At 65.7% G+C, this 13,286-nt stretch carries 10 protein-coding genes; 6 read left to right on the top strand and 4 right to left on the bottom strand.

All coding sequences use genetic code 11. From position 1 onward, the window contains the following. The first annotated feature begins 246 nt into the window (after positions 1-246). From G3545_RS21825 to G3545_RS21850, 6 genes are all read left to right on the top strand, one after another. Positions 247-1,290 (top strand): LacI family DNA-binding transcriptional regulator, encoded by a 1,044-nt coding sequence (locus tag G3545_RS21825; protein ID WP_170015616.1) that lies wholly within the window; start codon positions 247-249, stop codon positions 1,288-1,290. Positions 1,291-1,646: 356 nt separating this feature from the next. After that, complete coding sequence (locus G3545_RS21830) at positions 1,647-2,816, top strand: putative 2-aminoethylphosphonate ABC transporter ATP-binding protein (RefSeq protein WP_170015618.1); 1,170 nt, start codon at positions 1,647-1,649, stop codon at positions 2,814-2,816. Beyond that, on the top strand, positions 2,813-4,525 hold the full coding sequence (locus tag G3545_RS21835; RefSeq protein WP_170015620.1) for a putative 2-aminoethylphosphonate ABC transporter permease subunit: 1,713 nt from the start codon (positions 2,813-2,815) through the stop codon (positions 4,523-4,525). Before G3545_RS21830 ends, G3545_RS21835 begins: the two co-directional genes overlap by 4 nt. A 40-nt stretch (positions 4,526-4,565) precedes the next feature. Next, positions 4,566-5,798, top strand: coding sequence for a CoA transferase (locus G3545_RS21840; protein ID WP_170015622.1), 1,233 nt, complete (start codon positions 4,566-4,568; stop codon positions 5,796-5,798). Continuing rightward, complete coding sequence (locus G3545_RS21845) at positions 5,795-6,958, top strand: CoA transferase (RefSeq protein ID WP_170015624.1); 1,164 nt, start codon at positions 5,795-5,797, stop codon at positions 6,956-6,958. Before G3545_RS21840 ends, G3545_RS21845 begins: the two co-directional genes overlap by 4 nt. Positions 6,959-7,051: 93 nt before the next feature. Further along, positions 7,052-8,095: an extracellular solute-binding protein gene (locus G3545_RS21850; protein ID WP_170015626.1), complete on the top strand. Its 1,044-nt coding sequence runs from the start codon at positions 7,052-7,054 to the stop codon at positions 8,093-8,095. A 232-nt stretch (positions 8,096-8,327) separates the two neighbouring features. On the opposite strand, the gene G3545_RS21855 is transcribed toward G3545_RS21850, so the two are convergent. The 4 genes from G3545_RS21855 to G3545_RS21870 all read right to left on the bottom strand — a co-directional run bounded on the left by G3545_RS21855 (position 8,328) and on the right by G3545_RS21870 (position 12,802). Continuing rightward, positions 8,328-9,545: an alpha-hydroxy acid oxidase gene (locus G3545_RS21855; protein ID WP_170015628.1), complete on the bottom strand. Its 1,218-nt coding sequence runs from the start codon at positions 9,543-9,545 to the stop codon at positions 8,328-8,330. A gap of 209 nt (positions 9,546-9,754) precedes the next feature. Further along, a complete protein-coding gene (locus tag G3545_RS21860) occupies positions 9,755-11,260 on the bottom strand; it encodes a tripartite tricarboxylate transporter permease (protein ID WP_170015630.1) in 1,506 nt (501 codons plus the stop codon). Between the two features lie 33 nt (positions 11,261-11,293). Beyond that, positions 11,294-11,752 carry a tripartite tricarboxylate transporter TctB family protein gene (locus G3545_RS21865; RefSeq protein ID WP_170015632.1) on the bottom strand — a complete coding sequence of 153 codons (459 nt, stop codon included), beginning with the start codon at positions 11,750-11,752 and terminating at the stop codon, positions 11,294-11,296. Between the two features lie 66 nt (positions 11,753-11,818). Further along, positions 11,819-12,802 (bottom strand): tripartite tricarboxylate transporter substrate binding protein, encoded by a 984-nt coding sequence (locus G3545_RS21870; protein ID WP_170015635.1) that lies wholly within the window; start codon positions 12,800-12,802, stop codon positions 11,819-11,821. Positions 12,803-13,286: the final 484 nt, after the last annotated feature.

Raw genomic sequence — 13,286 nt, forward strand, 5'->3', positions numbered from 1 at the left:
CGAGTGTCGACGGATTTATATTGCGGAGATTTGAAACGGCCAAGAGGCCCGCTCATTTCCGCTTCGAAGAATATAGTGTCGACAGATTGAACGGATGGCCAAGGCGGTGTCAAGCCGTGAGGGGGCGGTTCGGCGACGTCGGGCCGGCGCCGTGGAAGAGGGGGGTTCGGTCCACCTTGTCGTCCCGTATGCCGTGCTCCTAGATTGGCGCCCTTCCGTCGCGGCCCTGCCGCCGAGAGTCAGATCATGAAGCAGCGCGAACAACCGGCAACCGTCACGATCAAGCACGTGGCGCAGCATGCCGGCGTCTCGCTCGGCACCGTCTCGCGCGTGCTCAACAACGCCGCCAATGTCGATGCGGCGCTGCGCCGGCGCGTGGCGCAAGCCATCACCGAGCTTGGCTATGAGCCGAACCCGGTGGCGCAGAGCCTGCGCTCGAAGCAGAGCCGGGTGATCGGCGTCATCCTGCCGGACATCCAGAACCCGCTCACCGCCGCCGCCGTCACCGGGCTGGAGCCGGTGCTGGCGCGCGCCGGCTACACGCTGTTCCTGGCCAATTCGCATTCCGACCGCGAGCGCGAGAGCGATGTGCTGGAACAGTTCAAGCGCCGCAGGGTCGACGGCGTCATCGCGATGGTGGCGGACGACAATGATCCGGCGACGCGCGAGCAATTGCGCAATCTGTCGGTGCCGCTGGTGCTGTTGGAGCGCGACATCGATATCCGGGTCGACAGCGTGCTCACCAACCAGTTTGAGGGCACCTATCGCGCCACGCGCTATCTGCTCGGCCTCGGCCACACCCGGATCTGCCTCATCACCGTGCCGGCCATCACCCATTCCGGGCGCGAGCGGATCCGCGGCTATCAGACCGCCTTCACCGATCTCGGCCTGGAACCGGCGCACGATCTGGTCCATTCCAACGGGCGCCAGCACCCTTATGGGCGCGACGCCGCCTATGCCTCATTGACCGGGCGCTCGCCGGCCACCGGCATCATCGCCAGCGGCGGCCATCTTGCCGGGGTGATCGAGGCGGTGAAGCTGTTGAACCTGCGGGTGCCGCAGCAATTGTCGATCGTCACGCTGGGCGACACCGAGCTTGCCGCCCTGATCGAGCCACCGATCACCGCCATTCGCTATGACTGGCCGGCTACCGGCCGGTGCGCCGCGGAGTTGCTCATCAGCCAGTTGCAGGCGGGTACCGAACCCTCGGGGCAACGCATTATCGTGCCTCATGAATTCATCATTCGCGGCTCCTGCGCGCCGCCGCCGGTCGCCGTCGCACGGGGGTGAGTGTGCGCTAAAATAATTTGATGAACCGTTTCATTTCATTGTTGCGCCGCAGCCGCCACGGGCTTATCGTCCAAAAATCGAAGAACCCGCTCGATCGGGAAATACGACGTCGCCGGCCGAGAAGACGGTCGCAAAGCGATGCGCAAGCCAGGAGGAAGCAATGACTCAGCCGGGAGCCCCGTGCTGGATCGGGAAGCTGTACGCCGAATTCAGGCGCGGCAACCGTTTCGCTGCCAATGGCCGCCTCGATCTGTCAGTCCGCCGCGGGGGCGTACCCGCCTCACCGCGGGCGTGCCACCGTGCGAGCCGCTGACATGCTGCTCACCTCTCCATCGTCGCTGAAGAGCCAATTTGCCATGCTGGATACCACCCGCGACATGTCGTCGGCCGCCTATGCCGGGGCGACTAAGGTGAATTCCACCTCATTCCTCAGTATTCGCAACATAGAGAAGCGCTTCGGCGACTTCACCGCGCTGCGCAATATCAGCCTCGACATCGAAGCCGGGGAGTTCGTCTGCTTCCTCGGCCCGTCGGGCTGCGGGAAATCCACCCTGCTGCGCATCATTGCCGGGCTGGAACGGCAGAATGCCGGTACGCTGCGCAGCCTCAGCAACGACATCTCCAACCTGCCGCCGGCGCAGCGGCATTTCGGCATCCTGTTCCAGTCCTATGCGCTGTTCCCGAACCTCAATGTTCGCGAGAACATCGTCTATGGGCTGCGCAATGGGCACATGAAGCGTAGTGAAATCGATTCCCGGCTCGCCGAGCTGCTCGACCTGATCGACCTGCGTGGCTCGGAGCGGAAATATCCGGCGCAACTGTCCGGCGGCCAGCAGCAGCGCGTCGCGCTCGCCCGCGCCATCGCGCCGTCGCCGCGCCTGCTCCTGCTCGACGAGCCGCTCAGCGCGCTCGACGCCAAGGTGCGCGTGCATCTGCGCCAGCAGATCCGCGACCTGCAGAAACGCCTCGGCCTCACCACCATCATGGTCACCCACGACCAGGAAGAGGCGCTCAGCATGGCCGACCGCGTGGTCGCCATGCGCGACGGCGAGATCGACCAGATCGGCACCCCGACCGAGATCTACCACACGCCGCGCACGCTGTTCGTCGCCGGCTTCGTCGGCAAGATGAACATCCTGCCCGGCAAGGTGGCGGGCTCGCGCCTCACCGTCGGCAGCCTCGAACTGCCGGTGCCGAAGCTCTATGACAAGCCGGAGAACCAGGGTTCGGTGGTCGCCTGCATCCGCCCCGAGCAGATGCGCCTGTTGCCGGGCGGCGAGCCGGCCAATGACGCCGCACTCGACGCGCAGGTCGTCCATCTCGAATTCCTCGGCGCATTCTGGCGCGCCAAGATCATCGTGCCGGCGCTCAACAATGCCGAGATAGCCGCCGACATCGGCTGCCGCGAGATGAACGAGCATCCGGTCACGGTTGGCGAGCGGGTGCGTGCGCTGCTGCCGAGCGAGGCGCTGGTGATCTTCCCGGCCGAGCAGACCAAGCAGCTGGGCGAGGTCGCACCGGCATGAGCGATCTCACCGCACACCCGCCGGCCGCCTGGCGGTTCCGGCTCGATTCCGAGGCTGTGACGCGGTTCGTCGCCTCCGCGATCATGCTCGCCATCGCCCTCATCATCGTCGTGCTGCCGCTCTATGCGCTGCTGTCGCAGAGCTTCGAGGACAAAGCCGGCCATTTCGTCGGGCTCGATAATTTCATCAATTACGCCAAGGATCCGATCCTCCGGCAGTCGGTGCTCAACAGCCTGTGGGTCGCCGCGCTCACGGTCAGCATCGTGGTCCCGCTCGGCTTCCTGTTCTCCTATGCGCTGACGCGCAGCTGCGTGCCGGGCAAGGGCCTGTTCAAGGGCATCGCGCTGCTGCCGATCCTAGCGCCCTCGCTGCTGCCGGCGATCGCGCTGATCTACATCTTCGGCAACCAGGGCTATCTGAAGTGGCTGATGTTCGGCCACACCATCTATGGCCCGGTCGGCATCATCATTGCCCAGGTGTTCCACTGCTTCCCGTTCGTCGTGCTGATCATGACGACGGCGCTCGGCACCGCGGACGCCCGGCTCTATGAGGCGGCGGAGACGCTGAACACCTCGCGCTGGCGCATCTTCTGGACCATCACCTTCCCGAGCGCGCGCTACGGCGTGATCAATGCCTGCTTCGTGGTGTTCACCACCGCGATCGTGGACTTCGGCATCGCCAAGGTGATCGGCGGCAAGTTCAACATGCTCGCCGTCGACGTCTACCGTCAGATCATCGGCCAGGCCAATTTTCAGATGGGCGCGGTGATCGGCGTCATCCTGCTGCTGCCGGCGGTGCTGACCTTCGTGGTCGAGCGCATCACCTATCGCCACCAGACCTCGCAGCTCACTTCACGGGCGGTGATCCTGGAGCCGAAGCCCTCGCGGCGCTTCGACCTCACCATGCTGGCAGTGGTCGTGCTGCTGTCGATCCCGATCCTCGGCATCCTCGGCACCGCGGTGTTCGCTTCCTTCGTCACGCTGTGGCCGTACGATCTCTCCTTCTCGTTGGGGAGCTTCGATTTCGGCGCGTATGATCCGGGCGGCTGGTCTTCCTATTGGAACAGCGTCGAGATGGCGGCCTGGACCGCGCTGTTCGGCACCGTGCTCGCCTTTGGCGGCGCCTATCTCGCCGAGAAGCACCGCAAGGGCCCGCTGCTGGTCAGCTACCACATCATCGCCATGGTGCCGCTGGCGGTGCCGGGCATCGTGCTCGGCCTCGGCTATGTGTTCTTCTTCAACCTGCCGAGCAATCCGCTGAACGTGGTCTATGGCACCATGGCGATCCTCGTCATGTGCACCATCGGCCACTATTTCACCGTGCCGCATCTGATGGCGCTGACCGCGCTGAAGCAGATCGACGCCGAGTTCGAGGCCGCCTCGCAGGCGCTCGGGGTCTCGTTCTGGACCACGCTGCGGCGGGTGACGATCCCGATCTCGATCCCGGCAATCATCGACATGGCGACCTATTTCTTCGTCAACGCCATGACGACGGTGGCTGGCGTCATCTTCATCTATGCCTCCACCACCAAGGTGGCCTCCATCGCCGTGGTCGCGCTCAACGACACCGGCGACGAGGGCGCGGCCTGCGCCATGGCGATGATGATCCTCTACACCTCCGCGGGGGTGAAGCTGCTACAGGTCGTCATCACCAAAGTCCTGCTGCGCAGCCAGCAGCAATGGCGCTCGGGTAATCGCGCAACCGCCTGAGAAACCGACGGAAACACATCCTGATGTGCTTGGATTGGATATGAATCGTTTCACACCGCCTCCCTTCCAGGGACCGCTGAACGGGCTCAAGATCCTCGAGGTCGGCTCGGATGTCGCGGTCGCGTTCGGCGCCCGCCTGCTGCGTGATCTCGGCGCGGACGTCATCAAGGTCGAGCCGCCCGAGGGCGACGCGCTGCGCCATGCGCCGCCGCTGGTGGATGGCGGCGAGAGCGCCTTCTTCGCCTATCTCAATCGCGGCAAGAGCTTTGTCGGCATCGACGCGGCAACCCCCGACGGCTGGCGCCTGCAAAGCGAGATCGCGGCGCAGTGCGACCTGGTGATCGGCGAGGCCGGCGCGCTTGAGGGCGGCGACTGGGGACCGCGTCCGGTGACGCTCGCGGTGTCGCCCTATGGCATTTCCGGGCCGTCGACCGGGCGCGTCGCCTCGCCCTTCATCCTGCAGCACGCCAGCGGTTTCGCCTTCCACCAGGCGAGCCCGGTGACCGATCCCGAAGCGACGCCGCCGGTCGGCTGCGCCGATTGGGAAGGCGGGCTCGCCAGCGGCCTCGTCGTCGGCATCGCCGCGCTATGGGCGATCGACGCGGCTGAAGGCGCTCGGCCCGGCCCGATGGTCGACCTCTCGCACGAGGACATCCTCGCTTATCTGCTGGTCGAACCCTTTGCCGACTGGCAGGCGGGGCTCGATGTTACGGCGCGCCGGCGCGATCCCACCAAGGGGCTCACCATTGCCGGCGGGCTGGTCTGGTACCTGCCCTGCGCCGACGGCGCGGTGATGGTGTCGCCGCGCGAGGACCATCAGTGGCGCCGCTGGTGCGACGTGATGGGCAATCCGGAATGGACCAATGATGCCGGCATCTGCGGCGACCGCGTGGTGCGCACCAACAACGCGGCGCGACTGCAGGCACTGATGGCGGAATGGTCGGTGACGCAGCGCAATCGCGAGGTGGTCGCCGCCGCGCAAGCGGCGCGCGTCGCCTGCTTCCCGGTGAGCACGCCGCACGATTTGCTTGAGAACACCCAGCTGCGCGAGCGCAGCTTCTTCTCCGAAGTCGGCTTTGCCAACGGCACGGCAGTGCCGATGCCGGGCCTGCCGTTCCGCTTCGTGACGCAGAAGGGTGAGGAGATGGCGCGTGGTTTCGAGGTCGCGGCCCCGGCGCCGGCCGGCAATGCCCAGGCATTGCTCGAAGCCTTGCTCAAGCAGGACGCCCTTGAACGCCGGCAGCGCCGCGCTGCGGACGGGAGCCTCATATGAACGAACTCAGCCTCAGCGGCATCCGCATCGTCGATTTCAGCTGGGTCATGGCTGGCCCGATGACCACCAAGATGCTCGGCGCCATGGGCGCGGAGATCATCAAGATCGAATCCTCGACGCGGCCGGAATTCTCGGTGCGCGACGGCATGTTCTCGGTCATCAACAACAACAAGAAGAGCTGCACGCTCAACATCACCACGCCGGAAGGCCAGGACCTGATCCGTGAACTGGTCGCCTGCAGCCATGTGGTGGTGGAGAATTTCTCCTCGCGCGTGCTGGTGCAATACGGCCTCTCATATGACCGGCTGCGCGAGGTGAAGCCGGACATCATGTTCGTCTCGGCCTCCGGCATGGGCCGCACCGGCCCGGAGCGCGACCTGCTGGCCTATGGCTCGCTGCTGCAGGGCTATAGCGGGCGCGTCGGCATGATCGGCGAGCCCAATCCGGCGCTGGAGGCGATGGGTATCCTGCCGGCCTGGACCGATCCGATCACCGCGCTGTGGGAGACCATGGCGATCCTGACCGCGGTGCGGCATTGGCGGCAGACCGGGCAAGGCGCCTATATCGACCTGTCCATGCTGGAGGCAACCGTGGCGTTGCTCCCCGAAGCGCTGCTCCACGCTGCGCTCGGCGAGGATGTGAAGGAGCGCCGCAGCACCACCGAGCCCGGCGCGTCGCCCTCCGGCGTGTTCCGCTGCAATGGCGCCGACGAATGGCTGGCGCTCTCGGTGCACAATGACGAGGAATGGCGCGGGCTCTGCCGCGTGGTCGGCGACGCCGACTTCGCGGCGGGCGTGGGCGACCACGCCGCCCGGCTCAAGGCCAAGCCGGAGCTCAATGCCAGGCTCGGTGCCTGGCTGCGCAGCCAGGATGCCGGCGCGATCGAGAAGGCGCTGCACGCCAATGGCGTGCCGGCTGCGCGCTCCCGCAACATGGCCGAGATCGTCGCCGATCCGCATATGCGCGAGCGCGCTCTGTTCCGCGAGATCGACGGCACGGTGGAGATGGCGACCTTGCCATGGCTCGCCTCCGATCGCTGGCGCGGCGAGTTCGCGCCGACCCCGACCATCGGCCGCGACAATGACTACGTGTTCGGCACGCTTCTCGGCCTCTCCGCCGAGCGGCGCGCCGAGCTTGCAGAGGCCGGCGCCATCCGTTGAGCGGAGCCGGCTATCCATTATGCCAAACCGCCGACCCGGCCACCAAGACCCGCTCTGCATGCGGGCACCAGACAAGGAAACGAGGAGGAGACCATGAATAGGATCAAATATCTGCTGACCGCCGCCGTCGCGGTCGGAGCCGGTGCCGCGCTGCTGTCGATCCCGGCCAGCGCCCAGCAGAAACAAACCATCACCGTCTATTCGACGCTGCAGAAGGAAGTGCTGACGCCGTACGCGGAAGCCTTCAGCAAGGCGCATCCCGAAATCGAGATCGCCTGGGTGCGTGACGCCGGCGGCGTGATGCAGGCCCGCGTCATGGCGGAGAAGGACAATCCGCGCGCCGACGTGCTGTTCGGCATGCCGGTCACCAACATTGTAAGCCTGAAGCGCGAAGGCCTGATCGAGCCCTACGCGCCGAAGGACTATATGAAGCTGCAGCCGAGGTTCCGCGACAGCGCCAACCCGCCTTACTGGGTGGGCCTCGAAATGTACCTGAACGTCATCTGCTTCAACACGGTGGAAGCCGAGAAGAAGGGCATTCCCAAGCCCAAGACCTGGGCGGATCTGGCGAACCCGATCTACAAGGGCCAGATCGCCATGCCGAATCCGGTCATGAGCAACACCGGCTATGGCTATGTCCATAGCTGGATCCAGAAGATGGGCGAGGAGAAGGCCTGGGACTTCCTCACCAAGCTGCACGACAACGTCTCGGTCTACACCAACTCGTCGTCGACGCCCTGCAAATATGCTTCGACCGGCGAGTATGTGGTCGGCCTCTCCACCGACCTCACCGGCCCGTTCCTGAAGACCAAGGGTGCGCCGATCGATCTGCTGGTGCCGGATGACGTGACGGCCTGGGACATCGAATCCACCGCCATGGTCAAGGGCAGCAAGAACCCCGAAGCCGCCAAAGTGCTGATCGACTGGGGTGCGAGCCACGAGGCGCACGCCATCTTCAACAAGTATTATGGCGCAGTCGGCTTCGACGACCTGAACAACGGCCCGAAGAACTCGATCCCGAACGCGGTCGCCAAGGCGCAGGACTACAGCGTCGAATGGTCGATCGACAATCGCCAGCGCATCCTGACCGAATGGGCCAAGCGCTACGATTCCAAGTCGGAGCCGAAGGCGAACTGAACCCGTTCTCGTCCCGGGTCGGCTCGAAGGTCGATCCGGGTAACGAGCGGACTAAATCGAAGGGCTCCCGGCGATCGGCCGGGAGCCCTTTTCTTATGATTAACCACGCAGCGTCATCCCGGAACGGCCGGGAGGCCGTATTCGGGATCGTAGGAAGGTGTTGCACGGAACTTCTCGCGATCCCGGCTCGACGCTGCGCGTCGTCCGGGATGACGCCAGAGATGAGTGGAACTCACACCGTCACCGGCTGGGGGCCGAGGACGATGCGCTGAAGCAGGTCCGGGTTCAAGTCGCGCAGCGATGAGGCGCCGAGCAGGCCCATGGCGCGGTCGATCTCGGTGCGGAACAGCTCCAGTACATGGGCGACGCCGGCTTCGCCGCCGACCGAGAGCGCCCACAGATATGGCCGGGCGATCAGGCAGGCGGTGGCGCCCAGCGCGATCGCCGTCACCACATCGGTGCCGCGGCGGATGCCGCCATCGAGCAGTACCGGGATGCGGCCGTCGACGGCACGGACGATGGCCGGCAGTGCCTCGATCGAGCTTGCCGCGCCCTCCAATTGGCGCCCGCCGTGGTTGGAGACGATGACGCCGTCAATGCCGCGCGCCACCGCCTCCGCGGCCTCCGCCGGATGCAGCACGCCCTTGAGGATCAGCGGGCCCTTCCAGATCCGGCGCAACTCGTCGATATCGGCCCAACTCATGGCCGGGTCGAACATGTCGTGCATGCGCTTCGCCAGGGTGCCGATATCGGAGGGCTGGCCGGGGCGGGCATAATTGCCGAAGGTCAAGGTCGGCAGTTCGCGGCCCATGCGCATCAGCCAGGGCAGCTTGGTCGCCATGCCGAACACGTCGCGCGGCCCGAAGCGCGGCGGAATGGTGAAGCCGTTGCGCAAATCGCGCTCGCGCCAGCCATGCAACTGGTTGTCGATGGTGAGCACCAGCGCCTTGTAGCCGGCCGCGGCGGCCCGTTCGGTGAGTTCGCGGGTGAAGCCGCGATCCTGATAGATGAAGACCTGCATCATCCGGTTCGGCGCACCGGTGGCGGCGATATCCTCCAGCGTGCACACCGAGCCGTGGCTGGAGCAATAGGCGGTACCGGCATCGTTGGCGGCGCGCACCGCGAGCGTCTCGGCGCCGGGCCAGAACAGCCCGGCGAGCCCGGTCGGGCCGATCATCACCGGCATCGACAGGTCCATGTCGAACAGGCGCACGCTCTGGTCGCGATGGCCGGGACCGTTCAGCGGGCGCGGCAGGAAGGCGTAATGGGCGAAGGCCTCCTCGTTCCGCCGCAGCGTGCGCTCGCCTTCCGCGCCGCCGTCGGAGAAATCGAACACCGGCGTCGGCAGGGCGCGCTTCGCCATGAGACGCAGTGCCGCAACGCTGATCGCCTCGCGGCGCTGCTTCTCACCGAGCTGGAGCCGCGTCGGGGGTAGGTTCGTGCCGGACATTCGGGGATCCTCGTTTCGGGTGGGCACGATGTGGGACGTCGGGAGATTCCCTCTCCCCGTTGGGGAGAGGTGGCCCGCGAAGCGGGTCGGTGAGGGGTGAAACGGCTGCGGAGCGATAGAGCCCCCTCACCCCAACCCTCTCCCCAATGGGGAGAGGGAGCTTGGCCATCCTTCAGCGACCTTGCGTCCGACTTGCGGCTTTCCCGGCCTCAGCTTTCTTCCTGGAAGGCGACCTCGCGGGTGCGCCGGAACGCCGGCAGTAGCACCAGCACCAGGCAGGCGGCGGCGGCGAGCAGCAGCGCGGCGCTGATCGGCCGGGTGATGAAGATGGTGGGGTCGCCAAACGAGACCTGCATCGAACGGCGCAGGTTCTCTTCCATCAGCGGGCCGAGCACGAACGCCAGCAGCAGCGGCGCCGGCTCGCAGCGCCACTTGATGAACATGTAGCCGACGAAGCCGAACAGCACGAGCAGGAACACGTCGATGACGCTGCTGTTCACCGTGTAGACGCCGATACAGCAGAAGACCAGGATCATCGGGTAGAACAGGTGATAGGGAACCCGCAGCAGCATCGTCCAGATGCGGATGAGCGGCAGGTTGATGATCACCAGGAAGATATTGCCGATCAGCATCGAGGCGATCAGGCCCCAGAAGATCTCGGGATTGTTCTTGATGACCTGCGGGCCTGGCTGGATGCCATGGATCATCAGGGCGCCCGCCATCAGCGCCATCAGCGCGTTGGAGGGGATGCCGAGGGTCAGCAGCGGAATGAACGAGGTCTGCGCGCCGGCATTGTTGGCGGATTCCGGAGCCGCCACGCCTTCCACCGCGCCCTTTCCGAAGCGCTTCGGATCCTTGGCGACCTTCTTCTCGATCGTGTAGGCGGCAAACGAAGAGAGCATCGCGCCGCCCCCCGGCAGGATGCCGAGCAGCGAGCCGATTGCCGTGCCGCGTACCGCTGCCGGCCAGGAGCGGCGGAAGTCGTCGCCCGACGGCCAGAGATTGGTGATCTTCTTGTCGAGCACAGTCTGATGCTCGACATTCTCAAGGTTCTTGATGATCTCGCCGACGCCGAACAGGCCCATGGCGAGCGGGATGAAGCCGATGCCGTCGAACAAGCCCGGTATGCCGAGCGCCATGCGCAGCGCGCCGGAATCGACGTCGGTGCCGACGCAGCCGAGCAGCAGACCGAGCACGATCATGCCCAGCGCCTTCAGGATCGAGCCCTGCGCCAGCACGATGGCGGCGACGAGGCCGAGCACCATCAGCGAGAAATATTCGGCCGGGCCGAACATCAGCGCCAGCTGCGAGACCGGCGGGGCGAACAGCGCGATGACGAAGGTGGCGACGACGCCGGCGAACAGCGAGCTCAGCGCCGCCACCGCAAGCGCCGGGCCGGCCCGGCCCTGCCGCGCCATCTGGTAGCCGTCGATGCAGGTGACGACGGAGGAGTTCTCGCCCGGCAGGTTGATGAGGATCGCCGAGGTCGAGCCGCCATATTGCGCACCGTAATAGATGCCGGCGAGCATGATCAGCGCGGACGATGCCGGCAGATAGAAGGTGATCGGCATCAGCATCGCCACGGTAGCGAGCGGGCCGATGCCCGGCAGCACGCCGATCAGCGTGCCGACCAGCGTGCCGATGAGGCAATAGAGCAGGTTGTAGGGCTGCATGGCGATCGCGAAGCCATGTGCCAGGCCGATGAAGCTGTCCATCATTGCACCAGAGCGGTCATTGCACGAAGGCGGTCATTGGCCGAAGGCCATCGGCCAGATCCGGATCGGAAGGCCGAGACCGACAGGGAAGGTGAGCACCGCGAAGACCGCCATGCCGATGGCGACCAGCACCGCCTCATGGAACCGCGTGCCGCGGTTGCCGAGGGCCGAGACCAGCACCACGCCGGCGACGGCGATGACCAGGCCGAGCGGCTCGATGGTCACGGCGAAGAAGACGATGCTTGCCAGGATCCAGAACAGCTGGCGCGGGAACCAGCGCTCGAACGGCTCGCCCTCGGTGTTGAAGCCCTGGACCACGATGCCGGCACCGAGCGCGATCTGGAGAAAACACAGCATGCGGGGGAAATAGCCGGGTCCCATCGCTGCCGTCGAACCCGGATTGAGCGGCCAGGCGATGACCAGCGCGAACGCGGCGATCGCGATCAGGGCCAACCCGGCCATGACGTCGTTCATGTTCTTGATGTGGGACATCGTGTTCTCGCGACGCGGAACGAAACGAATAGGGCGCCGGCGGTGAGCCGCCGGCGCCCAGCAGGCTCAAAGCGTGATCTTGGCCTCGCGCACCACTTCCTCGACGGTGCTGCGCCAGACATCCAGGAACGCCACGAAGTCGGCGGTCGAAGAGCCGACCGTGAGGGTGCCCTGGGCGGCGAGCTTGTCGCGAGCCTCAGGCATCTGTGCGGCCTTCGCCACCGCCTGCTGCATCTGCTGGATGATGTCGGCCGGGGTGCCGGTCGGAGCAAAGATGCCGCCCCAGTCGGCGTGATTGGCCTTCGGCAGGCCGAGCTCGGCGAGCGTCGGCACGTCCGGGAACTGCGGCAGGCGCGTATCGTTGCCGACGGCAAGCAGGCGCACCTTGTCGGCCTGGATCATCGGAGTGAGCGTGGAGACGTTCAGCACCGCGAGGTCGAGCTGGCCGCCGACGACATCACGCGCGATCTCCGGCGCGACGCGGTAGGAGATGTTCACGAACTTGACGCCGCCATAGAGCTGGATGGCCTCGGCGACGATGTGCGGCACGCCGCCAATGCCCGAGGTGCCGTAGCGGATGCGTCCCGGATTGGCCTTGGCGTAGGCCATCAGGTCCTGGAAGGTCTTCCACTGGGAGTCCTTGGCCACCGAGATGGTCTCGGGGTACTTCACCATCTGCGTGACCGGCTGGAAGTCGCCCTTGAAGTTGATGGGCACGTCCTTCATCAGCAGCGGCGTGACGAGCTGCTGGAGGCCGTTCATCAGGAAGGCGTAGCCGTCACGCGGCAGGCCGAGCACCGCCTGCGCCGCGACCAGCGAGTTGCCGCCGGTGCGGTTCTCGATGACCATCGGCTGCTTCAGGATTTCCGACACCGACTGGTAGACGACGCGGGTGGCGATGTCGCCGCCGCCGCCCGGACCGAAGCCGGTGATGATCTGCACCGGCCGTGTCGGCCACTTGGTCTGCGCGCTCGCCAGCCGTCCGGCCGCCAGCACCATCGGCGCGGCCAGGGCCATCTTTAGCGCATCGCGCCGAGCTATCTTGGTCATTCCGCTCTCCTCCCAATCTTCCACTCGCGGGCGCGTTCATGCCGCGCGCATTGATGTTCATTGATCGCGACGGCGGGCCTCGTACGCCCCGTAGCGACGACGTGGAGCACCGGCCCGGCGCGTGCGAGCCGCCGCGCCTTGCCTGCATTCCGCTGCGTGTATCGAAAACGAACGCGCCTGCATTGTCAATAAATCTGTCGACACATTTAATCCGATTGTGGCGTTTGGCACCTGTCGATCCCGCTCCGGCGCGGGCTTTCGCGGCGAACCAGCGGATTCAGGCGTCAGCCCGGCTTTTCGCCGAATTGTATGATGCAGTGCGGCATGACGGCCGGCATTCGCTGTCCGGCAGCAGGATGGTGTCTGTCGACACTTGTGTGCAATATTCCAGTATGCCCCGGGCGGAGGCAATGAAATGAACTTGCATCTAGATGTTAGATTTTGATAGTTGCCGGGATAAGTTTGCCCGGTCAATGCTCGCCGC

Source organism: Starkeya sp. ORNL1 (assembly GCF_012971745.1).
Classification (GTDB): domain Bacteria; phylum Pseudomonadota; class Alphaproteobacteria; order Rhizobiales; family Xanthobacteraceae; genus Ancylobacter.